Source organism: Burkholderia sp. YHN3-13 (assembly GCF_055810675.1).
In genome coordinates this window covers 35,123-57,732 of sequence record NZ_JBVVNQ010000008.1, presented here as the reverse complement: position 1 = coordinate 57,732, position 22,610 = coordinate 35,123, and the positions used below count along the sequence as shown (strand labels likewise).

Sequence of the window (22,610 nt, the reverse complement as noted above, 5' to 3'; positions counted from 1 at the left end):
GATCAGCGATACCAGCGCGGCGTATAGACCCATTCGCGCGCGTTGCCGATCGCGAAGCGCCGCGTCGTCGACGAGCCGACGATCACCATCGTCCGCATGTCGACCTGGTCGCCGCGCAGCGCGCCGAGCGTCGTCGTCGCGAGCGTCGCGCCCGGCCGGCCGATGTCGCGGCCGAGTACGACCACCGTATCGGCGGCGCGATGCGCACGCACGAGGTCGAGCGCGAGGTCGAGCTGCCACGGCCGCGCACGCGAGATCGGGTTGTAGAACGCCATCACGAGGTCGGCTTGCGCCGCATGCCGCAGGCGCGTCTCGATCACGTCCCACGGCTTCAGGTTGTCCGACAGCGAAATCGCGCAGAAGTCGTGACCGAGCGGCGCGCCGGCCTGCGCGGCCGTCGCGAGCGACGCCGAGATGCCGGGCTCCACGCGCAGGTCGACCGCGGCCCATTGCGGGTCGCGCGTGTCGTCGAGCGCTTCGAGCACGGCCGCGGCCATCGCGAACACGCCGGGGTCGCCCGACGACACGACCGCGACGCGCCTGCCTTCGGCCGCGAGTTCGAACGCATGGCGCGCGCGCTGCATTTCCTCGCGATTGTCGGTGCCGTGCACGCGCTGGTCGCCGCGGAACGGGCCGGCCATGTTCACGTAGGTCGTGTAGCCGAGGATGTCGGTCGCTTCGGCGAGCGCGGCGCGAGCGGCCGGCGTGAGCCACGCGGCGCCGCCCGGGCCAAGGCCGAGCACCGTCAGGCGGCCGCGCGCGCGGCCGAGCGTGGCGGGATCGACCGGATGCGACGCGACCGCGCACGCGAGACCGTTCGATACCGGACGCAGCGTATGCGCGACACGCAACGTGCGGCCGAGCAGCGCGGCTGCATCGGCGGGCGCGCTGCCGTCGGCATCGGCGAAACGCAGCGGCACGTCGAGTGCCCGCGCGGCTTCCTCCAGCGCGGGTTCGCCGATCGACGACGCCGGCGCGACGAGGGCCGCGAGTGCCAGCCGCGCGAGACCTTGTGCGTCGAGCATGGCGGCGATGCGTGTGGCAAGCGCCTCGTGCGCGTGCATGGCATCGCCTGCGATGCCGACCACCACGCTGCGAGGATGGATCACGAGTTCGTCGTGCGTGCCGCGCCATGCGTCGGGCGTCACGCGAATCGCATGCTTGGCCGCGTCGTCGCGCGGCAGCGCGGCATCGTCGAGCCACGCCGCCGCGCCGTCGACACGCGTCGATGCGCCCGCGAGCAGGTCGGACACGAAGCGCTTGCCCTGCGCGAGATCGGCGAGCGCATACCCGTCGGGCGGATTGAGCACGCATGCGCCGAAACGCAGTTCGCCGCTGGTCGTGATCGCCGGCGCGACGCCCACGCATGCGGCGATTTCGCGCGCGATCACGTTGACGCCCGTCAGCCCGCCGAGCAGCGGCACGACGGCCGACCCGTCTTCCGCAACCGCGAGCACGGGCGGCTCGACGCCCTTGTCCGCGAGCGCGGGGGCGAGGCAGCGGATCACGATGCCGGCCGCGCACAGCGCGACGATCGGCAGGCCGCGTGCGTAGAGTTCGCGCAGGTGCGCACCGAGTTCGTCGAACCGCACGTCGGCATCGACGCGCGACGCGAGGCCATGCACGCTAGCGCCCGGATAGCGCGCCTGGATGCGTCGCGCGGTGTCGAGCGCGCCGGCACCGAGGATCACGATCGCCGGCGGGGTCGTCATCCTTGCCATTTTTCCCCCGGCACGACGAGCAGCGAGAAATACGGCGACGCCATCGGATCGACTGCGTCGAGCGGCACGATGCGCTGGTTCGCCATCGTCGCGCGCTCGACGTACAGCGCGCGCTTCGCGAGCCCGAGTTCGTCGAGCACGCGCCGCACCTTGTCGAAATTGCGACCGAGCTTCATCACGACGGCCGCGTCGGCGCGCGCGAGCCGCTCGCGCAGTTCATGCTCGGGCAGCACGCCGGACAGCACCGACAGGCTCTGGTTGCGATAGACGAGCGGCTGGCCGAGCACGGCCGTGCCGCCGAGCATCGCGCAGACGCCCGGGATCACCTCGGTGTCGTAGCGCGGCGCGAGGCGGTCGTGCAGGTACATGTACGAGCCGTAGAAGAACGGGTCGCCTTCGCAGATCACCGCGACGTCGCGTCCCGCGTCGAGATGGGCGGCGACGATCTCGGCGGCCGTGTCGTAGAAGTCGGCGATCACGGTCTCGTAGCAGAGCGGCGGCGGCAGCACTTCGGTCGTCACCGGATAGACGAGCGGCAGTTGCGTCTGCCCGTCGAGCAGGTGGGCTTCGACGATGCCGTACGCATTGCCCTTCTTGCCCTTCGCGACGAAATACGCGACCACGGGCGCCGCCTGCAGCACGCGCAGCGCCTTGATCGTCATCAGTTCGGGATCGCCGGGGCCGACACCGACCCCGAACAGCCGGCCGCGCATGGTCGTCATTCGACCTCCGTCGCCAGTGCGTTGACCGCGGCGGCGGCCATCGCGCTGCCGCCGCGCCGGCCGAGCAGCGCGACGTACGGCACGCCGCGGCTGTCGGCATCGAGCATCGCCTTCGATTCGGCCGCGCCGATGAAACCGACCGGAAAACCGAGGATCAACGCGGGACGCGGCGCGCCGGCGTCGATCATGTCGAGCAGGTGGAACAGCGCGGTCGGCGCATTGCCGATCACGACGACGCTGCCCGCGAGATGCGGACGCCACAGTTCGAGCGCCGCCGCCGAGCGCGTGTTGCCGAGATGGCGCGCGAGATCGGGCACCTCCGGCTCGCCGAGCGTGCAGATCACGCGGTTGTCGGCCGGCAGCCGCGCGCGCGTGATGCCTTCGGCGACCATCCGCGCGTCGCACAGGATCGGCGCGCCGGCCGCGAGCGCGGTGCGGCCGGCCGTGCCGGCGCCAGCCGAAAAGCGCAGGTCGTAGACGACGTCGACCATCCCGCACGCATGGATCACGCGCACCGCGAGTTTCTCGAGGTCGGGCGGAACGCGCGACAGGTCGGCCTCGGCGCGGATCGTCGCGAACGACTGGCGGTAGATTTCCTGCCCGTCGCGAATGTAGTCAAGCATCGGTGGTGTCCTGGCTGTGCCGCGCGTCCGTCAAACGGGCCGCGGCCTGGTCAATCGTCAGATGGCGCGCGAGCGGGGCGCCAAGGCCCGCGGCCGCGTCGCGCCGGTAAAGGTCGTAGTGCGCGGGCGCCACCGCGACGAGCGTGTGCGCCGCGGGATGCGGCAGCGCGCAGTGGCGCTCGCAGCCGGTCAGGTGCACGTCGACCGGATGGCCGATGCGCGCGGCGAGGGCGAGCGCGTCGTGTTTCGTGTCGGCCCGCGCTTTCGCGCAGCCCGTGCTGCCGGTGCAGGCGACGAGGGTCGCCAGCGGGTCGGACGATGCGCAGACGAGGCCGAGCGACGCCAGTGCCGCCAACGTGGCCGGGGCGCGTTCGTTCGGCACGCCGTGGAGAAACACGCCTTGCCACGGCGTCATCGACAACGTGCCGTCGCCGTCGGCTTCGGCCAGCGCGGCGAGCCGTTCCAGTTGTGTCGCGTCGAGCCGCCCGAGCACGCATTGCGCGCCGACGCTGCAGCATGCCGCATCGCGCGACGCGCGCATGCCGAAACGCAGCGCCGGGTCGGTGCGCGTGCGCCGCCAGCCGGCGAGCGCGGGATCGGCCGTGAGCGGGAAGGGCAGGTAGTGCTGCGCGCGTGCGAGCAACGCGCATTCGCCGGCGGTCGCGAGCACGGCGCGCATCCGCGTGACGTCGGCCGGCGCGAGATCGAGGAACGCGAGCAGCAGTGCGCGAACCAGTGCGACGGCCTGATCGGGCGACACGTCGACCGATGCGGGCCGGTCGTCCCGCGCGGCCGGCGGGCAGCCGGCCAGCCCGGCCGCGACGCGTACCGCGCCGTCCGCGCGGCGCCAGGCGGCCAGCCAGATGTCGTGCGGGTGATCGAGCGCCGCAACCGCTTCGCCGCCGTCGAGCTGGATCGAGAATTTCGGCGACAGCTCGCCGCGGCGCGGCTCGCCGGCCAGCATGTCGAGCAGCGGCATCGCGAGCGCGCGGCTGTCGACGAGCGCGGCGGGATCGTGCCCGGCGAGCGGGCTGAGCAGGAGGTTGCGGACGTCGTCGCTCGCGGCGAGCGCGGCCGTCTCGTCGACCGCGCCTGCGGCTGCGTCGACGCGCGGGCCGAGCCCCGCCTCGAGCAATGCGCGCGTCAGCGCATCGGCGGCGCTGTCGCGAATGCCGCGCAGCTGGAGATTCGCGCGATTGGTCGCGTCGATCGCGCCGGAGCCGTACGCGCGGGCGGCGGCGGCAATCGCACGCGCCTGGCGCGCATCGAGCCGGCCGCCCGGCAGCTTGACCCGGCACAGCCCGCCATCGGCGGCCGCGACCACGCGCACGAGCCCCGGGCAGGCCGACGGGCGCACGACGGGCGACGCAGGAATCGAATCGGGGGCGGAACTCAACGGGATACCGGGACAGTGTCGCGCCGCGGCCAACGCATCGGTACACCCCGCCCGACGCCGACTGGCACGCACGCACTTTCTGGCCGGCAGGTCTCCTGGCTGACAGGTCGGCGCCGGCTCCCGGCCTTCCCGGTGAAACCAGTGGCATGAGGGGGAGATCGGCTCGCTGTCTACAGTTGCGGGGGCAGCCACAGCGGCGCGCGGCGCGCCCTGTGTTCCCTCTTCGGCCCCGAAGGGCACCGGCGAACGAACGGCCGTAGGATACCCGATTTCGGCACCGGCCCGACATCGGCCATGTGCGTCGCAACCGTGTCGCAGCATGGCTGCGACGACCTGCGCGCGGCAGCGCGGATGGTACGATTGGCGGCTCGGCACTGGATCGGCGACACGCCGGTGTCCGCGACGATGAAACTGGGCGGGGCCAGCTGTTCGCCATGCGGATCGCGCGGGCCTGGCCGACACCGCTGGCGCGTCCCGCGCCGGGCAGTCGGCGCCGACGGCAATCGCCGGATCGACGCGCGGCGGCGCAACGGCCGCGCATCGCAACACACTGGATGAAATCGAACGATGGGGAAGGGTGCATGACGGCGTGGCTGACGGTAGTGGGCATCGGCGACGACGGTTACGCGGGGCTCGGGCGCAATGCGCGACGCGCGCTGCTCGGCGCGACGCGCGTGGTCGGCGCGAAGCGGCATCTCGACATGCTGCCCGCGCGGTTGCCGGCCGCGCGCGAAGCGTGGCCGTCGCCGTTCGATCTCGCGGGCGTGCTCGCGCGGCGCGGCTCGCCCGTCTGCGTGCTCGCGAGCGGTGACCCGATGCTGTTCGGCGTCGGCGCGACGCTCGCGCGCCAGCTTTCTCCCGACGAATGGCGCGTGCTGCCCGCGCCGTCGTCGCTGTCCCTCGCGGCCGCACGCCTCGGCTGGGCGCTGCAGGACGTCGGCGCGGTGTCGCTCGTCGGCCGTCCGCTCGCGACGCTCGCGCGTCATCTGCTGCCGGGCCGGCGCCTGTTCGTGCTGAGCGCCGACGGCCGCACGCCGGCCGCCGTCGCGGCCGAACTCGCCGCACGCGGCTTCGGGCCGACGCGCATCAGCGTGTTCGAACATCTGGGCGGCCCGCTCGAACGGCGCGTCGACGGCCTCGCGCAGGACTGGAAAGTCACCGAAACGGCCGCGCTCAATCTCGTCGCGCTCGACTGCCGGGCCGGCCCCGACGCGCCGCGCCGCGCGCTCACGCCGGGCCTGCCCGACGATGCATACCGCCACGACGGCCAGCTCACCAAGCGCGACTTGCGCGCGATGACGCTCGGGCGCCTCGCGCCCGCACCCGGCGAGCTGCTGTGGGACGTCGGCGCGGGCAGTGGCTCGATCGGCATCGAATGGATGCGTGCGCATCCATCCTGCCAGGCGATCGCGGTCGAGGCGCATGCGGAACGGCAGCGCTTCATCGAACACAACCGCGACGCACTCGGCGTGCCGGGCCTGCAGCTCGTCGCGGGCCGCGCGCCCGACGCGCTGGCAGGACTCGCCACGCCCGACGCGATCTTCATCGGCGGCGGTGCGACGGCGCCCGGCGTGCTCGACGCGTGCTGGGCCGCGCTGAAACCCGGCGGCCGGCTCGTCGCGAATGCGGTCACGCTGCAGGGCGAGATGGCGCTCGCCGCGTGGCGCGACGCGCACGGCGGCACGCTCACGCGCGTGTCGCTCGCGCATGCGGAACCGCTCGGCCGCTTCGACACGTGGCGCCAGCCGCTGCCCGTCACGCTGTACGACGTGCGCAAGCCCGACGCGGCCGACAGGGTCGAGGCGGCCGATGCGATCGACATAGCCGGCGCATCGAACCCGGCGAACGCAACGGACGCGTGATGCGCGACGAAACCCCCGAACAGCCCGCGCCGCTGCGGTTCGGCTACACGACCGGCAGCTGCGCGACCGCGACGTCGCTCGCGGCCGCGCGGCTGCTGCTCGCGGGCCGGGCGGACGACGCGGTCGAGATCGTGCTGCCGAAAGGGCAGCGCGTGATGATGCGGCTCGAGTTCTGCCGCCTCACGGCCGACGGCGCGGAAGCCGGCACGATCAAGGATGCCGGCGACGATCCGGACGTCACGCACGGCGCGCTGATCTTCGCGCGTGTCGCGCTCGCGGCCGCGGCCGGCGTGCGCTTTCACGCGGGGCCGGGCGTCGGCACGGTCACGCGCGCGGGGCTGACGCTGCCGGTCGGCGAACCGGCGATCAACCCGGTGCCGCGCCAGATGATGACGACGCATCTGGAGGCCCTCGCAGCCGAGCACGGCTACGCAGGCGGCTTCGACGTGACGATCGGCGTCGAGGGCGGCGAGGCGCTCGCGCTGAAGACGATGAACCCGCGCCTCGGCATCGTCGGCGGGCTGTCGATCCTCGGCACGACGGGCATCGTGCGGCCGTTCTCGTGTTCGGCCTATATCGCATCGATCCACCAGGGGATCGATGTCGCGCGCGCCAACGGCATCGCGCATATCGCCGCGTGCACGGGCAACGCGAGCGAGGACGCGATGCGCGCACACTACGGCCTGCCCGACATGGCGCTGATCGAGATGGGCGATTTCGCGGGCGCGGTGCTCAAGCACCTGCGCCGCGCACCGGTCGCGCGGTTGTCGATGTGCGGCGGATTCGGCAAGCTCAGCAAGCTCGCGGCGGGCCATCTCGACCTGCACAGCCGCCATTCGAGCATCGACCTGCCGCTGCTCGCGCAATGGGCGGCAGAAGCCGGCGCGAGCGAGGCGCTGCAGGCCGCGATGCGCGCCGCGAACACGAGCCAGGAAGCGCTGAAGCTCGCCCTGGCCGACGGCGTGCCGCTCGGCGATCTCGTCTGCGCGCAGGCGCTGCGGGTCGCACGCGACATCGTGCCGCCGTCGGTCGCCGTCGAGATGTTCGCGATCGACCGGCAGGGCCGCTTCGTCGGGGAAGCGCGATGAGCATGCGCATCCTGCTGCTCGGCGGCACCGGCGACGCGCTGAAGATCGCACGCGCGCTCGGCCCGCATCACGTCTACAGCCTGGCCGGTCTCGGCAAGGTGCCGGACGACCTGCGCTGCGACGTGCGCGTCGGCGGCTTCGGCGGGGCCGCCGGCCTGGCCGCGTATCTTCGCGACGCCGAGATCAGCCTCGTGATCGACGCCACGCATCCGTATGCCGCGCAAATCAGCGCGAACGCCGCTGCCGCGACGCGCGACGCGGGCGTACCGCTATGGGCGCTGCGCCGCGCGCCCTGGACGCCGCAACCGGGCGACGACTGGCGGATGGTCGACGACTGGGCCGGCATCGAGGCCGCGCTCGCGCCGTTCAGGCGGCCGCTGTTCACGCTCGGCCGCGAACCGCTCGCGCACCTCGATACGATCCCGCCGCACCAGTTCTGGCTCGTGCGCTGCCTCGACGCGCATCCCGGCAATGCGCATGCGCAGGTCATCGCCGCGCGCGGGCCGTTCACGCTCGACGGCGAACGTGCGCTGTTCGCGCTGACGGACATCGACGTCGTCGTCAGCAAGAACAGTGGCGGAGCGGCCACCGAGGCCAAGCTCGATGTCGCGCGCGAACGCAGGGTGCCGGTCGTGATGCTGCGCCGGCCGTCGCTGCCCGATGCCGACCGGGCGTTCGATTCGGTCGCGGCACTGCTCGACGCACTCGATCCGGCCGCGCGCGTTTGACGCCGCGCAGCGGATCATCCAACGTATTGACGGAGAATTTTCGATGACGGTGTATTTCATCGGCGCGGGGCCCGGCGACCCCGAGCTGATCACGGTGAAGGGCCAGCGCCTCGTGCGCACGTGCCCGGTGATCCTGTATGCGGGCTCGCTGGTGCCCGCGGCCGTGCTCGACGGTCATCGCGCGGAGCAGGTCGTCAACACGGCCGAGCTCGACCTCGACGCGATCGTCGCGCTGCTCGCGGACGCGCATGCGCAAGGGCGGGACGTCGCACGCGTGCATTCGGGCGACCCGTCGCTGTACGGCGCGATCGGCGAGCAGATCCGCCGGCTGAAGGCGCTCGGGATTCCGTACGAAATCGTGCCGGGCGTGACGGCGACGGCCGCGTGCGCGGCGACGCTCGGCGTCGAGCTGACGTTGCCCGGCGTCGCGCAGACGGTGATCCTCACGCGCTTCGCGGGCAAGACCACGATGCCGGAAGGCGAGGCGCTCGGTTCGCTCGCCGCGCACCGCGCGACGCTCGCGATCCATCTCGGCGTGCGCCATCTCGCGCGCATCGTCGACGAAGTGCTGCCGCACTACGGCGCGGATTGCCCGGTCGCGGTGATCTATCGCGCGAGCTGGCCCGACGAGGAGCGCGTGACCGGCACGCTGGCGGACATCGTCGACAAGGTGCGCGGCACGCAGATCGAGCGCACCGCATTGATCCTGATCGGGCGCGTGCTCGATGCCGACGGGTTCGCGGATTCGACGCTGTACGCGAGCGCGGGCTGATCACGCCGGCCCGGCGGACGGGCCGCTCAGGCCTGCGCCGTCTGCCGCGCCAGCCGCGGCGCAAACCCGGCCGCCAGCGCGAACAGCGCGACACACAGGCACGCCATCGCGATCCACGCGGGCGTCAGGTCCGCGAGATGCTGGCGCACGAGCCCGGCCGCGAACGGGAACAACCCGGCGACCAGATAGCCGACACCCTGCACGAACCCTGTCAGCGATGCAGCGTCGGCCGGCGTTGCCGCATGGTCGACCGTGACGATCAGCGACAGCGGAAACAACGCGCCGATCCCCGCGCCGAGCAGCAGCGCGGCCGGCAGCGCGAACGCGTCGGGTGCGGCCAGCATCGCCAGCAACCCCGCGAACAGCGACGCGATCGCCGCATGCAGCGCGGGCCGGCGATCGGGCAGGCGGTCGATCGTTGCCGAGATCGTCAGCCCCGCGATAACTTCCGCGAGCGTCACGCCGCCGAGCAGGCTGCCGGCCGCCGTCGGCGACCAGCCGAGCCGCATGTAATACGGCGGCAGCCAAGCGAGCACGAGCGTGTAGGCGCCCGTCGCGATCCCGAAGAACAGCGCGAGCCGCCACGCACGCGCCGAACGCGACGGTCGTGCATTCGACGTCGAGACCGGCCCGGCGGCGAAGCCGTCGCCGCCGCGGCTGGCGAGCGGCCATGCGAGCGCGGCCACCGCGGCCGGCAGCGCCCAGCCGGCCAGCGCGGCGAGCCAGCCCCAGCGCGCCGCGGCGAACGGCGCGACCACGCTCGCCAGCACCGCGCCGCCCATGATCGACGTCGAATAGACGCCCATCGCGCCGCCGATGCGCGTCGCGAAATGCGCCTTCACGAAACCGGGCAGCAGCGCCTGCACCGTCGCGATCCCGACGCCCGCGCAGCAGGCGCTCGCGAGCAGCAGCCACGCGTGCCGCGCGCCGATGCGCGATGCGCAGGCCAGCCCGATCAGCGCGACGCCGAGCCAGACACCGCCCGCGATGCCGGTGACGCGCTGCAGGCGCCGCGCGCCCAGTGCGCCGAGCCCCATCAGCAGGATCGGAATCGTCGTCAGCAGGCTGGCCGCGCCGTCGCCGATACCGGTCGTGCGCTGGATCATGTCGAGCAGCGGGCCGACCGCGGCGAGCACGGGACGCAGGTTCAGCCCGACCAGCACGATGACGGCCAGCCGCCAACCCGGGGAAGTGAAGCGATTCATCGACGAGGCCCTCGATATCGGTGCGCGGCTGCCGTCGAGACGCCGCGCGTTTTTCAGGTAAAGTATCTCGACATCAAGATAAATACCGATTTATCTCGACGTCAAGATAACTGGTGAGCCGAGGAGGGTTAATGGATCGAGCCGCGCATGCGCTCGCGCAATGGCGCGCCGAGCGTCCGGATCTGGACGCGTCGTCGATGGTCGTGATGGGGCGGCTGCAGGAAGCCGCGCTCGTGATCGCGCGCGACCGTCTCAATCCGCTGTTTGCGCGCTACGGGATGCAGCCGGGCGAATTCGACGTGCTCGCGACGCTACGGCGCAGCGGCGCGCCGTTCGCGCTGACGCCGACCGCGTTGTACGACGCGCTGATGATGTCGTCGGGCGGCATGACCGCACGCATCGACCGTCTGCAGAAGGCCGGCTGGGTCGAGCGGCGGCCGAACCCGGCCGACGGGCGCGGCACGCTCGTCGCACTGACGGATACGGGTCGCGCGCTGATCGACGATGCGGTCGTTGCCCACATCGAGAACCAGCGCGCGCTGCTGGCCGCATTGTCGAAGGCGGAGCAGGCGCAGTTGTCGCACCTGCTGGGAAAGCTGCTGGCCGGTCTCGAAGGTGCGGCGCCGGAGGCTTGATGCGGGCGCCCGGTGCGGGCGACAAAGGCATCGTGGACGTCGCTTGCCGACCCGGAGCGGACAGCCGAACGGACATGAGGCCTGTGGCCGCTTTCGATGTGAGTGCGACATTCGGATCGATACCCCGAAAATGCGGCCGCACCATCCATCATAGCTGATCGTAGTAACGAATAAGATCTTCGCCCCTACTGCGGCCATAAGGATTGCCAGTCACGGTGTTGAAGTACTCACTAAAGTGCCGAGCCAGTTCGCGTCTAGTTCTAGGAACGGAGTCCAGAGAAGTACGCCATGTATGAAACAGTCGAATGACTTCGTATGAACCAACATACGCTGGTCCAAGGTGAGATTCGGTCGCTGTGGCGACCGATTCAGCCAACTCTAGATAACTCTGAATGTCCTTATCCTCAATATTCGGAAGTGGCTGCACGAGGCTACTTTCGGAAAATTTCATCACCTTTATATCACGACCGAATGAGTGACCGGCATCGTTTCGCAGCGACCGAAGACGCTCCAATCGGCTTAATTGTCCCGAGAATGGGCATGGGCCGAACAGGCGAGTATAGGCGGAAATACGTGCTTGCCAATCCCCTCGCACCAAAGGTTCAGTATGGACATAGAAATCATATTTGTTATTTGCTTTTAATAGGGTTGCGCCATCTATCTGAATCGTTCCCCCAAATACAAGTGCAGGGCGAGATTCCAATGCGGCAGTCGCTACCTGCGCAAGATATGTTTCAAGATAGCCGCAAATTGCAATTACCGCTGCCATCTGAGTCCACTTGTTAAAGCCGGCATAGTTGTCGGCCCACTCTCCTAGCGTGGTTGCCATGCGCTGAGGTTCATTCTGCAAAGAAAAAAGTACCGAAGCCTGATCTCCCCGCTGAAATGGGCGTGTAGACGCGTATGCGAATTTGGAAGCGGCCCGGTTAGCCCAGAAGATGTGGTTAAAGTGTGTATGGTGACGCTTGAAGAGTCTCCATGAAAGGGTTCGCTCAAAGAATGGGACTTGGCGATTGAATGTCATCTGTTGGATTATTTTAAGTTTTTCGCAAGATTAAACGTTCAGCATTCGCCAGTCCACTACCATAGGCGCGCGACTGGTTGCAAATGCCTCCGCGGCAAACGACAGAACGGCGGCCAAATACAACGCCATCTGACGGGTCGCCTTTCTCGAACTTCAAGCGTGGACTGTGTTTTTACAAGGCCTCGGCCGCGCTTTGCGCGGACATCTCCCGCTCCAAAACAGTCACGATCCCGCACTTCCCATGCCACAATATCTCAAGAACGATCCCGCTGCCTGAGTTTCGGTCACGGCAACTACCTTTGCGAGAGGCATGGAATGGAGAAAGAGCGACTGGAGGAGATTCTGGCGACCGTCTACGCCTTGCTGGAGGCAGAGGGGATGTCCGAAGCCGCCAACCTTGTACGAAAGCACCCCGCTCGGGCCGAGCAGACAGGTTACGACAACTGGAACGGCGGAACCGAGATTTGGGAAGTACAGATCGAGATCCCGACGCAGGAGTTCGCCCGACTCGGCACCAAACGAACACAGTTAGAGGAACAAATATCCGCAAGGTTAAAGACAATACTCGAGCAAGACACCCAGGACTGGTATTCGGCCAAAATCGTTCCAGAAAAGGTGCTCCGAAAGGATTGGAGGGTAGCGGGCCTCGATTTGCCAAGGCAAATCAGAGTCAACATTTTGGATGGGTTACGTCTCGATGACGTGGCTTGGTTTGGTAAGCTCGACGACGTGGAGTTTCTGAGTCGACTGTTCGATCTGCAGCAGCTGCCTTCTACGGATAGTCGCTTCAAAGACGCCGCCGGAGATATTTGGCAGCACTGCATCAACAATAATGACTGGGATCGCGACTGGCTATTTTCCGACACTCGCTTCAATCTTATCGATGGCCCGGCGGATGGCTTCTTACGGTTTTTGTGCGAGGTAGTGCATCCTCTTGTGCGGTCAGATAGAGAGGAAGTTGTTAAGCTGGTTTCTCATTTCAACGAGCAGTTGCGCCAAGCTGATTGGGAACTGTACGAAGAAGAGCGTATCGCCGGCCGCCCGCGATTTGCTTACCGTCAAATTTCCCATAGTGGCTCGCGGGCAGTATCACGTGCTCGAACTGTGGCTGATGCACTCGACGCGGGTTGGATGGCGAAAGAAATCGAACGCTTGGAACATGCCGTGGACCGCGACCCAGCGTTAGCAATTGGAACCGCGAAAGAACTTATCGAAACCTGCTGCAAAACGCTTTTGACGAAGCGGGGTGTTGAGTTCACAAAGTCAGAAGATCTTGGAGATCTGACCAAAAAGGTCGCGAAAGAACTACAACTCGTTCCCGAGGGGATCACTGATGAAACGAAGGGCGCCGATAACATTCGACTTATCTTACGCAATCTCACGCAACTCACAAACAATCTAGCCCAATTGCGAGGGCTGTACGGCACTGGCCACGGACGTGACGGTCAGCATCGAGGTCTACAACCGCGCCACGCCCGCCTTGCGGTAGCTTCGGCTGTTGCATTCATCGATTTCGTTGCCGAGACGTACCGTTATCGGGAATTTACGAAGCAATGACGCTACTAACCGCAGCTGAACGAACACAAACGACACAGAAAACCACCATTCGCTCTTCGAGGCATACGAATGTCCGTTCACTAACGTTGATCCGACATTCGATTGTCTGTGTGGTGACGTGGTCCACGGTCCGCTCCTGGCCGAACGCCGACATTCCTCCCCGACGTCCCCCCGGAACTCCACGAAGAACAAAAAAAGCCCGCCGCACAATGCGGCGGGCTTGAGCGACACAGCGGCCACCTGCAGCGGGCCGCCCAGATTCAGCCGCGTGCCGGGATATTGAGCCCGCGTGCGACGGCCGGGCGGGCAACGAACGCGTCGAGCGCGCGTGCCACATTCCGGAATTCACTGAAGCCGACCAGGTCGCCTGCTTCGTAGAAGCCGACGAGATTGCGCACCCACGGGAAGATCGCGATGTCGGCGATCGTATAGGTGTCGCCCATCACCCACTGGCGGTTCGCGAGATGCGCGTCGAGCACGGCGAGCAAGCGCTTCGACTCGGCGACGTAGCGATCGCGCGGACGCTTGTCCTCGTAGTCGCGGCCGGCGAACTTGTGGAAGAAGCCGAGCTGGCCGAACATCGGCCCGATGCCGCCCATCTGGAACATCACCCACTGGATCGTCTCGTAACGGCCGGCGGGATCCTTCGGGATCAACTGGCCGGTCTTGTCCGCGAGATAGATCAGGATCGCGCCCGATTCGAACAGCGGCAGCGGCTTGCCGTCGGGGCCGTTCGGGTCGATGATCGCCGGGATCTTGTTGTTCGGGTTCAGCGACAGGAATTCGGGCGAAAACTGGTCGTTCGTGTCGAAGCGCACGAGGTGCGGCTCGTATGGCAGGCCGGTTTCCTCGAGCATGATCGACACCTTGACGCCGTTCGGCGTCGGCAGCGAGTAGAGCTGGAGACGGTCGGGATGCTGGGCCGGCCACTTTTGCGTGATCGGGAAGGCGGACAGATCGGGCATGAAGGTTCGCTCGTCGAAGGGAATGTTCCGCGCTCCGTCCGTACTGCCGCGCGCTCCGATGGACCACGCACGGCGGCGGGCCGGGGCGCGCCGAAAACGCCCACTGTAGCCGATCCCCGGAATCGATGCAGGCGTCGGCCGACCCCGCACGCAGGCAGCCGTTAGCGTTCGATGACGCAAACACGCGCACCGGCCTCACTTGCGCGTCGACGGACATGGTGGGGCAGGGCATCTCGATTCCGCGCGTCGCCGACCTTGAAGACCTCATGGTCGACATGGCCGACGCGAGCGTCACGAGCGAGGAACGGGCCGAATATTTCCATGCGCTCCGGGAATTGTCGCGGCCGCGCTGAAAGCGTTCTCTACCGGATCATTCAGATGGCAGGCCCGTGGCGGTCGTCCAGCATGAGTCGATCCGCCGCGCGACATATGATGTCCTAACACGTATCGCGTCACGCGGCATGGCGATCCCCGAAATAGTCTCTTCCAGTCGGATCGTATCTCGGCGGAAGGGTTTTGTCAGGGAAAGTCCCGTCCCGCGCGCCACGGTTTTTTGTTGACCGACATCGTATAACGCCGTCATGATTTCCTGAAAAGAAAGGTCCCATCCACCGACCGAAGTGAGGAGACATGAACACCACCACGATCGCTCGCCGTGTCCGCCGGATCGCACTCGCACTGGGTTTCTCACTGTCTGCCGCGGCGGCCGTTGCGGCGCCCGTGTCGCTGAACATCGTCGACGTCGCGGGCAACCTCCAGCTCACGCAGAAGGCCATCGAGGCGTTCCGGGACAAGAACCCGACCCTCGTGTCGAACGTCACGTTCACGAATGCGCCGGCGCCGCAGCTGCCGGGCAAGATCAAGGCGATGCAGGCGGCGGGGCGCGCCGACATCGACCTCGTGCTGACGGGCACCGACGCGCTGGCCGCCGGCATCGAACAGAACCTGTGGCTCAAGCTCCTGCCCGACAATGCAGCCGCGTTCCCCGGCGTGCTCGACAGATACGCGCCCGGCCCGCGCAAGATGCAGGATCTCGCGCAAGGCTTCGGCCTCGAAGTCACCTACATGCCGGCCGGTCCGCTGCTCGAATACAACCCGGCGAAGGTCGGCAACCCGCCGAAGACGCCCGATCAACTGCTCGCCTGGTGCAAGGCGCACCCGAACAAGCTGATCTATGCGCGGCCGGCGAACTCCGGCCCGGGCCGCACGTTCCTGATGGGGCTGCCGTACGTGCTCGGCGACAAGAATCCGCAGGACCCGATCAACGGCTGGGACAAGACCTGGGCGTTCCTGAAGGCGCTGAACGACTGCGTGCCGTACTACCCGGGCGGCACGTCGGCGGTGATGAAGGAGCTCGGCGAAGGCACGCGCGACATGACCGTGACCGTCACGGGCTGGGACATCAACCCGCGCGCGCTCGGCATCGTGCCGACCGAGTTCCGGATCCAGGCATTCGACGACATGACGTGGGTCAACGACGCGCATTTCATGGTGATTCCGAAGGGCGTGCCGAAAGACAAGCTCGACGTGCTGTTCAAGCTGATGAACTTCCTGCTCGAACCGGCACAGCAGGCGATGACCTACGACGACGGCTATTTCTATCCGGGCCCGGCGGTGAAGGGCGTGACGCTCGAGATGGCGCCCGCGCACAGCCAGGACGTGGTCCGCAAGTTCGGCCGCCCCGAGTACGCGAAGCTGCTCGCCGATCGCCCGCACGTGCAGCCGCTCAGCGCACAGGCGATGGTCGCCGCGTTCCAGAAGTGGGATCGCGAGATCGGTTCGCAGAAATCGAAGTGACGCCTGAACCGGCGGGCGCCGCGGCGCCCGCGTCGAGGGAGTTCCCTGCAATGAAGCACAGTTTCGAACGGTTGCGGCTCGACGGCGTGTGCCGCAGTTTCACCAATGCGCAAGGGGCGCAGGTCGCCGCGCTGAACGGCCTCGATCTCGAGATCCGGCGCGGCGAGTTCATCGCGCTGCTCGGCCCGTCGGGCTGCGGCAAGTCGACCGCGCTGAACTGCATCGCGGGGCTGCAGCCGCTGACGCGCGGCGGCATCTGGCTCGACGACACGCGCATCGACGTGCTGCCGCCCGAGCGCCGCGGCTTCGGGATGGTGTTCCAGAACTACGCGCTGTTTCCGCACATGTCGGTGCTCGAGAACGTCGGCTTCGGCCTCAAGATGCGCGGCGTGCCGAAGCAGGAAACGCGGCGGCGCGCGCAGCAGGCGCTCGAACTCGTGCAGCTCGTCGGCCATGAGGGCAAGCTGCCCGGGCAGCTGTCGGGCGGCCAGCAGCAGCGCGTCGCGATCGCGCGCGCGATCGTGATCGAGCCGCCGCTCGTGCTGATGGACGAACCGCTGTCGAACCTCGACACGAAACTGCGCATCGAGATGCGCGCCGAGATCCGCCACATCCACACGCAGCTCGAGCGCGCGACGATCTATGTGACGCACGACCAGGACGAAGCGCTGTCGATGGCCGACCGCATCGTCGTGATGAAGGAGGGCGTCGTGCAGCAGGTCGCGTCGCCGAAGGACGTCTACACGCGCCCGCGCAACCTGCACGTCGCGCGCTTCATGGGCTACCGCAACGTACTGCCGTTCACGCTCGAGGGGATGGCCGGCGACGACGTCCGGGTCGCGGCCGGCGGCGTCAGCCTCACGGGCGTCCCGATGGCCGGCTTCGATACGAAGGACGTCGTGGTCGCGCTGCGCCCCGACGACATCGAGCGCGCGGACGAAGGCAGCCACAACGCGTTCGACGCGACCGTCGAAACGGTCGAATACGGCGGCCGCGACTCGCTGCTCCGTGCGGTCACGCCGTTCGGCGCGATCTGGGCGCGCGTCGCCGGCGATTTCGCGCAAGGCGAGCGGTTGCGGCTGCGCGTCGCGCCTGCCCGGACGCTCGTCTACGCGGCGGAGCGGGCATGAGCACGCTCGCGTCCGGCGCGCCGCGCGACGCGAAGGCGTGGCTCGTCACGCCCGCGCTCGCGTTCATCGCCGCGCTGTTCGTCTATCCGTTCGCGTACGGCCTCGTGCTGTCGTTCCAGCCGATGAACGGCGGCGGCGCGCTCGCGAACTACGTGCAGTTCTTCACCGACACCGCGATGTGGCCGACCGTGCTCGTCACGCTGAAGCTCGCGGTGCCGGCGACGCTGCTCAACGTCGGCATCGCGGTGCCCGTCGCGTTCGCGCTGCGCCGCCACTCGCCGTACCAGAAGCTCGTCACGACGCTGCTCGTGATTCCCGTCACGCTCGGCACGGTGCTCGTCGCCGACGGGATGCTCACGTATTTCGGGCCGAACGGCTGGTTCCCGCAGGCGCTGCAGGGGCTGCACCTGTACACCGACGAGGTGCGCCTGACGCACAACTACTGGGGCGTGCTGCTGTCGCTGATCGTGTCGGGCTTTCCGTTCGCGTTCCTGCTGATGCTGTCGTACATCAGCGGCATCGACCCGACGCTCGCGCGCGCCGCGGCCACGCTCGGCGCGAACCCGTGGCAGCAGTTCCGGCAGATCTACCTGCCGCTGCTCGTGCCGGGGCTCACGATGGCCGCGTGCCTGTCGTTCGTGCAGGCGTTCTCGGTATTTCCGTCGGCCGTGCTGCTCGGCGCGCCGGCCGGGCCGACGCGCGTGATCTCGATCGCGGCCGCCGAGGCTGCGTTCGAGAGCTACGACTATTCGCTCGCGTCGGCGATCGCCATCGTGATGGGTTTCGTCCAGCTGCTGGTGGTCGCGTCGATGCTCGGCGCGCGCCGCTTCTTCTACACGGGCGCGGTGACGGGAGGCAAGGGCTGATGGCGACCGACAATCATGCCGCGCGCGCATGGCCGCCGAAGCACGACGCGCCCGATGCACGGCCCGTCGACGCAAGGAAACCGCACCGGATGAAAGGCAACCTCGCCGGCCGCGCCTGGAAGGCGCTCGTCTGGGGGCTGATGGCGTTCTTCCTGCTGAACGTGCTGCTGCTGATCGCGACCGTCGCGGTGAACTCGGTCGCGACGCGCTGGTTCGGCACGCCGCTGCCGCAAGGCTTCACGCTGCACTGGTACGCGAAGGCCTGGGCGGACTTCCAGCTCGCGAGCGTGCTGTGGGTGACCGTCGAAGTCGTCGGCGCGGTCGTGCTGCTGTCGATCGCGCTCGGCGTGCCGGCGGCATATGCGCTCGCGCGCGTGCGGTTTCGCGGCAAGCGCTTCGCGCTGCTGGTGTTCCTGCTGCCGCTGATGGTGCCGCCCGTCACGTACGGGATCCCGATGGCGACCGTGATGTACAAGATCGGGCTCGCGGGCACGCTGCCGGGCGTGATCCTCGCGAACCTCGTGCCGGCGCTGCCGTTCGTGATCCTCGTGATGACGCCGTTCATCGAGCAGATCGATCCGAACCTCGAAGCCGCCGCGCGCATCTTCGGCGCGAACACGTGGCGCTATTTCCGCTACGTGCTGCTGCCGCTGCTGGTGCCCGGCATGCTCGCGGCCGGGCTGCTCGTGCTGGTGCGCACGATCGGGATGTTCGAGCTGACGTTCTTCACCGCGGGGCCGAGCACGCAGACGCTCGTCGTCGCGCTGTATTACGCGGTGTTCTCGACTGGCGTGCGCGCGCCGCAGTCGATCGACGCGATGGCGATGATCTACATGGCCATCACGCTCGTCTGGGTCGTGATCGCGCTGCAGTTCGTGAGCCCGACGCAACTGGTCAGCCGCGTGAAGCAGGAGCGTCAGTAGACGAGGGGGCAAGCGGTCGCGCGCGGCATCCGTGCAATTGGTTACAAATGGATACCGCGCCCGGAACGCGGACGTTGCAGACTACGCGGCGTTCCACTCGATCGACGGATCTCCATGAAGTTTCAAACGCTGCTGACACTCGCCGGCGCAACGACGCTGCTGGCCGCCTGCAACCTGCTCCACGACGGTCCCGGATCGAGCGACGTCGACGCGGCCGTGCGCCGCGCGCTCGAAGCGGAAAACCACGGCGGCCTGAACGCGCTGTTCGGCCAGCCGCTGCCTGTCTCGGCCGATGTCGTCTCGGCCAAACCCGACGGCGACTGCAAGAAGCTCGGCGATCGTACGTACGCGTGCGACGTCGTCGTCACGTGGCGCAATGCCGACTACTCGCCGTCGCGCGCGAACCTGACCTTCGTGAAGGCCGCCGACGGCTCGTGGCAGACGTCGGGCGTCGATGCGGCACTCGTGACGGGCACCGCGAAATCGCTGATCGACCATATCGGCAACGCGTGGCCCGGCAATGCGGCAAGCGGCGCGTCGGCGCCGCAGTGATGGGCCGGCGGCACGCCTTCGGCGCCCTCTGCCGGTACGCGGCCGCGTCCTGATCGGCCTCGCGGTCTCGCTGCTCCCCTCCCCAAAAAGGGCGCGAACACTGGCCCGATTCCGATCGAAGGCATCCTCGGTATGCGGGCCGGCTTATAGGGAAAACCCTTATTTCGAGATATAATGGCGGCCTAAGAGAAAGGTCGGACCATGCCTGAACGCTTCCAAACCCTTGAAAAATTTGTGTTTTCCCTCGTCGTGATGTCCGCCGTGGTGTGCTCGGCATTCCTCGCGTACGAGCGTCACCCCGAGATCAAGATCGCGCTGCACGAAGGCGAAGCGCTGATGCGCGAGAGCGCGAAGTACTCGGTGATCTGCTCGCCGTCCAAGGTCGATCCTTGCGTCGAGATGTCCGCGTACTGAGCGGTTTTGCGGGCGTGCCCTGCATCGTCGGCGGTCTGAATCCCTTGAAGCCGCGCTCACCGGGTATCCGGAAACCGGCCGCAAGACAGGGCGGATGCACGAACCCGCCACGAGCCGAGTCGCTGGCGTAAGCAGCCCCGAATCCAGCCGGCCCCGCTTCGAGCAATCGAGCGGGGCCGTTCCGTTTCTGCCCGCCTCACACGACATGCCGCGGCGCGCCGCCGGCGAACGCGGCCACGTTGTCGACCAGCTGGTCGGCGAGCGCCTGCATCGCCTCGTCGCTCGCCCACGCGACGTGCGGCGTCAGGATGAACGCCGGATGCGACAGGATCGCGTGGAACGGATGCGCGGCCGGCAGCGGCTCCTGTGTCACCACATCGAATCCCGCACCCGCGATCCGCCCCGACTGCAACGCGTCGACGAGCGCGCGTTCGTCCACGAGGCCGCCGCGCGCCGTGTTGATCAGCAGCGGCCGGCGCGCCATCCGGGCGAATGCTTGCGCATCGATCAGGTGGCGCGTCGCGGGTGTAAGCGGGCAGTGCAGCGTGATCACGTCGCTGTCGCGCAGCAGCGTGTCGAGCGGCACATGGTCACCATCCGCGGTATCGCCGTGCGCCGCGAACAGTACGCGCATGTCGAGCGCACGGGCGATCCCGGCCACCGCGCGGCCGAGCACCCCGTCGCCGACGATCCCGAGCGTCGCGCCCGCCAGGTCGCGGATCGGGTGATCGAAGAAGCAGAACTGCCCGCTGTCGAGCCAGCGCCCCGCGCGCACCGCATCGCGATACGCCAGGAGGCTGCGTCGCAGCGCGAAGATCAGCGCGAACGTGTGCTCCGGCACCGTGCGGACCGCATAACCGCGAATGTTGCTCACGACGATGCCGCGTGCCGCGCATGCAGCGAGATCGACGAGGTCCGTGCCGGTGGCGGCAATCGCGATCATCCGCAGGTTCCGCGCGTCGGCGAGCGCCGCCGCGTCGAGCCGCACCTTGTTGATCACGACGATGTCCGCGTCGTCGATGCGCGCGGCGACGTCGTGTGCGGCCGTCCGGTCGAACGTTCGCATCACGTGCGGAAACGGGAACGGCTTCAGCACGGTCTGCGGCGACAGCGTCGCACGGTCGAGAAACACGATCTTCGCGGGAGCGGAAACGGAAAACATGGCGGGTCTCGCTGACAGGCGCCCGGTGGCGCGGAACGGCTTCGATTCTGCCGGCGGCGCGCGCGCCGTCGTTTGACCGTTGCGCGAGCGCGCTTTCCCGGACGGAAAGGCCGGCGCACCGCACGGTGGCCGGCGCGACGCTCGTGCTGCCGCGCGCCTTTCCGTTTCGGAAAGCCTGGTTGAGCATCGATCGATTTTCGCGGTGCGCGAACGCCGTCATGATCGCCGTCATCGATTCCACGATCTGAACGGAGACAACCATGACACGACCGCTCGACGGCATTCGCGTGCTGGAACTCGGCCAACTGATCGCCGGGCCGTTCGCGGGCCGGATGCTTGCCGAATTCGGCGCGGACGTGATCAAGGTCGAACCGCCCGGCCTCGGCGATCCGCTGCGCAAGTGGCGGCTGCTGCACGACGGCACGTCGGTCTGGTGGGCCGTGCAGTCGCGCAACAAGACGTCGCTCACGCTCGACCTGCGCACGCCTGAAGGGCAGGACGTCGTGCGCCGCCTCGCCGCCGAGGCCGACGTGCTGATCGAGAATTTCCGGCCCGGCACGCTCGAAGGCTGGGGGCTCGGCTGGGACGTGCTGTCCGCGCTCAATCCGGGGCTCGTGATGCTGCGCGTGTCGGGCTTCGGGCAGACGGGCCCGTATCGCGACCGGCCGGGCTTCGGCGTGATCGCCGAGGCGATGGGCGGCTTGCGGCACCTGACCGGCGAGCCGGGCCGCACGCCAGTGCGCGTCGGCATCTCGCTCGGCGATTCGCTGTCGGCGTTGCACGGCGTGATCGGCGTGCTGCTCGCGCTGCGGCATCGCGAGCAGCAGGGCGGCAAGGGGCAGGTCGTCGACGTCGCGCTGTACGAATCGGTGTTCAACCTGATGGAAAGCCTGCTGCCCGAATACGCGGCGTTCGGCGCGGTGCGCGAGCCGGCCGGCAGCAGCCTGCCCGGCATCGCGCCGACCAACGCGTACCGTTGCCGCGACGGCAAGTACGCGCTGATCGCCGGCAACGGCGACAGCATCTTCCGGCGCCTGATGGACCTGATCGGCCGGCCCGACCTCGGCCACGATCCCGCGCTCGCGCACAACGACGGGCGCGTCGCGCAGGTCGAGCGCATCGACGCGGCGATCGGCGCGTGGAGCGCGCGCCACGATCTCGACGACGTGCTGGCGGCGCTGAACGAGGCGCGCATCCCGTCCGGGCGCATCTACGACGTGGCCGACATCGCGGCCGACCCGCATTACCGCGCACGCGACATGATCGTCGACGCCGCGCTGCCCGACGGCACGCCCGTGCTCGTGCCGGGCATCGTGCCGAAACTCGACGTCACGCCCGGGCGCATCGAGCGTCCGGCGCCCGCGCTTGGCGCCGATACCGACGCGGTGCTCGAATCGCTCGGCATCGATGCCGCGACGCGCGACGACTGGCGCACGCGCGGCGTGATCTGAACCGGACCCGGGAGAAG

At 68.3% G+C, this 22,610-nt stretch carries 22 protein-coding genes and 1 riboswitch; of the genes, 14 read left to right on the top strand and 8 right to left on the bottom strand.

Annotated elements, in window-relative coordinates; translation table 11 throughout:
• Positions 1-2 precede the first annotated feature (2 nt).
• The 4 genes from cobJ to cobG are packed head-to-tail and all read right to left on the bottom strand — an operon-like array spanning position 3 to position 4,423.
• Entirely contained in the window at positions 3-1,712 is a 1,710-nt protein-coding gene (cobJ, locus tag AC0KUR_RS19360; protein ID WP_473376311.1) for a precorrin-3B C(17)-methyltransferase, read from the bottom strand.
• Positions 1,709-2,443: a precorrin-2 C(20)-methyltransferase gene (locus AC0KUR_RS19355; protein ID WP_034186894.1), complete on the bottom strand. Its 735-nt coding sequence runs from the start codon at positions 2,441-2,443 to the stop codon at positions 1,709-1,711. The genes cobJ and AC0KUR_RS19355 overlap by 4 nt, the downstream gene beginning before the upstream one ends.
• Complete coding sequence (locus AC0KUR_RS19350) at positions 2,440-3,066, bottom strand: precorrin-8X methylmutase (protein ID WP_034186893.1); 627 nt, start codon at positions 3,064-3,066, stop codon at positions 2,440-2,442. The genes AC0KUR_RS19355 and AC0KUR_RS19350 overlap by 4 nt, the downstream gene beginning before the upstream one ends.
• Positions 3,059-4,423, bottom strand: coding sequence for a precorrin-3B synthase (gene cobG / locus AC0KUR_RS19345; RefSeq protein WP_473376355.1), 1,365 nt, complete (start codon positions 4,421-4,423; stop codon positions 3,059-3,061). Before cobG ends, AC0KUR_RS19350 begins: the two co-directional genes overlap by 8 nt.
• Before the next feature lie 107 nt (positions 4,424-4,530).
• Positions 4,531-4,721: riboswitch (cobalamin riboswitch) on the bottom strand.
• A 322-nt stretch (positions 4,722-5,043) separates the two neighbouring features.
• On the opposite strand from cobG, the gene cbiE reads away from it, so the two are divergent.
• From cbiE to cobM, 4 genes are read left to right on the top strand one after another with little or no spacing between them, the layout of a single operon-like run.
• Entirely contained in the window at positions 5,044-6,324 is a 1,281-nt protein-coding gene (gene cbiE / locus AC0KUR_RS19340; protein WP_473376310.1) for a precorrin-6y C5,15-methyltransferase (decarboxylating) subunit CbiE, read from the top strand.
• Entirely contained in the window at positions 6,324-7,412 is a 1,089-nt protein-coding gene (locus AC0KUR_RS19335; protein WP_226253646.1) for a cobalt-precorrin-5B (C(1))-methyltransferase, read from the top strand. Before cbiE ends, AC0KUR_RS19335 begins: the two co-directional genes overlap by 1 nt.
• A complete protein-coding gene (locus AC0KUR_RS19330) occupies positions 7,409-8,140 on the top strand; it encodes a cobalt-precorrin-6A reductase (RefSeq protein WP_473376309.1) in 732 nt (243 codons plus the stop codon). The genes AC0KUR_RS19335 and AC0KUR_RS19330 overlap by 4 nt, the downstream gene beginning before the upstream one ends.
• 43 nt (positions 8,141-8,183) lie before the next feature.
• The gene (gene cobM / locus AC0KUR_RS19325; RefSeq protein WP_034186888.1) at positions 8,184-8,912 is read left to right on the top strand and encodes a precorrin-4 C(11)-methyltransferase; all 729 of its coding nucleotides are present in this window, start codon (positions 8,184-8,186) and stop codon (positions 8,910-8,912) included.
• 26 nt (positions 8,913-8,938) lie between these two features.
• Here cobM and AC0KUR_RS19320 read toward each other — a convergent pair whose 3' ends face one another.
• On the bottom strand, positions 8,939-10,117 hold the full coding sequence (locus AC0KUR_RS19320; RefSeq protein WP_473376308.1) for an MFS transporter: 1,179 nt from the start codon (positions 10,115-10,117) through the stop codon (positions 8,939-8,941).
• 131 nt (positions 10,118-10,248) lie between these two features.
• Between AC0KUR_RS19320 and AC0KUR_RS19315 the strand changes: the two genes are divergently transcribed.
• Positions 10,249-10,752, top strand: coding sequence for a MarR family winged helix-turn-helix transcriptional regulator (locus AC0KUR_RS19315; RefSeq protein ID WP_069705137.1), 504 nt, complete (start codon positions 10,249-10,251; stop codon positions 10,750-10,752).
• Between the two features lie 148 nt (positions 10,753-10,900).
• Here AC0KUR_RS19315 and AC0KUR_RS19310 read toward each other — a convergent pair whose 3' ends face one another.
• Entirely contained in the window at positions 10,901-11,581 is a 681-nt protein-coding gene (locus AC0KUR_RS19310) for a hypothetical protein (protein WP_473376307.1), read from the bottom strand.
• A gap of 510 nt (positions 11,582-12,091) precedes the next feature.
• On the opposite strand from AC0KUR_RS19310, the gene AC0KUR_RS19305 reads away from it, so the two are divergent.
• Positions 12,092-13,333 carry an abortive infection family protein gene (locus AC0KUR_RS19305; protein ID WP_473376306.1) on the top strand — a complete coding sequence of 414 codons (1,242 nt, stop codon included), beginning with the start codon at positions 12,092-12,094 and terminating at the stop codon, positions 13,331-13,333.
• A 260-nt stretch (positions 13,334-13,593) separates the two neighbouring features.
• Here AC0KUR_RS19305 and AC0KUR_RS19300 read toward each other — a convergent pair whose 3' ends face one another.
• Positions 13,594-14,298, bottom strand: a complete 705-nt coding sequence (locus AC0KUR_RS19300) for a glutathione S-transferase N-terminal domain-containing protein (RefSeq protein WP_473376305.1) — start codon at positions 14,296-14,298, stop codon at positions 13,594-13,596.
• A 125-nt stretch (positions 14,299-14,423) separates the two neighbouring features.
• Between AC0KUR_RS19300 and AC0KUR_RS19295 the strand changes: the two genes are divergently transcribed.
• From AC0KUR_RS19295 to AC0KUR_RS19265, 7 genes are all read left to right on the top strand, one after another.
• Positions 14,424-14,651 carry a hypothetical protein gene (locus AC0KUR_RS19295; protein WP_473376304.1) on the top strand — a complete coding sequence of 76 codons (228 nt, stop codon included), beginning with the start codon at positions 14,424-14,426 and terminating at the stop codon, positions 14,649-14,651.
• 277 nt (positions 14,652-14,928) lie between these two features.
• Positions 14,929-16,095 carry an ABC transporter substrate-binding protein gene (locus tag AC0KUR_RS19290; RefSeq protein ID WP_059557681.1) on the top strand — a complete coding sequence of 389 codons (1,167 nt, stop codon included), beginning with the start codon at positions 14,929-14,931 and terminating at the stop codon, positions 16,093-16,095.
• A gap of 50 nt (positions 16,096-16,145) precedes the next feature.
• Complete coding sequence (locus AC0KUR_RS19285; RefSeq protein WP_473376303.1) at positions 16,146-17,225, top strand: ABC transporter ATP-binding protein; 1,080 nt, start codon at positions 16,146-16,148, stop codon at positions 17,223-17,225.
• Positions 17,222-18,091 carry an ABC transporter permease gene (locus AC0KUR_RS19280; protein WP_034186878.1) on the top strand — a complete coding sequence of 290 codons (870 nt, stop codon included), beginning with the start codon at positions 17,222-17,224 and terminating at the stop codon, positions 18,089-18,091. The genes AC0KUR_RS19285 and AC0KUR_RS19280 overlap by 4 nt, the downstream gene beginning before the upstream one ends.
• Positions 18,091-19,014, top strand: a complete 924-nt coding sequence (locus AC0KUR_RS19275) for an ABC transporter permease (RefSeq protein ID WP_059557678.1) — start codon at positions 18,091-18,093, stop codon at positions 19,012-19,014. Before AC0KUR_RS19280 ends, AC0KUR_RS19275 begins: the two co-directional genes overlap by 1 nt.
• A gap of 114 nt (positions 19,015-19,128) precedes the next feature.
• Positions 19,129-19,566, top strand: coding sequence for a hypothetical protein (locus tag AC0KUR_RS19270; RefSeq protein WP_034186876.1), 438 nt, complete (start codon positions 19,129-19,131; stop codon positions 19,564-19,566).
• 201 nt (positions 19,567-19,767) lie between these two features.
• Positions 19,768-19,980, top strand: a complete 213-nt coding sequence (locus AC0KUR_RS19265) for a hypothetical protein (RefSeq protein WP_006497261.1) — start codon at positions 19,768-19,770, stop codon at positions 19,978-19,980.
• Positions 19,981-20,176: 196 nt separating this feature from the next.
• On the opposite strand, the gene AC0KUR_RS19260 is transcribed toward AC0KUR_RS19265, so the two are convergent.
• Positions 20,177-21,142, bottom strand: coding sequence for a D-2-hydroxyacid dehydrogenase (locus AC0KUR_RS19260; protein ID WP_059557855.1), 966 nt, complete (start codon positions 21,140-21,142; stop codon positions 20,177-20,179).
• 260 nt (positions 21,143-21,402) lie between these two features.
• On the opposite strand from AC0KUR_RS19260, the gene AC0KUR_RS19255 reads away from it, so the two are divergent.
• Positions 21,403-22,593 (top strand): CaiB/BaiF CoA transferase family protein, encoded by a 1,191-nt coding sequence (locus tag AC0KUR_RS19255; RefSeq protein WP_034186874.1) that lies wholly within the window; start codon positions 21,403-21,405, stop codon positions 22,591-22,593.
• Positions 22,594-22,610 lie beyond the last annotated feature (17 nt).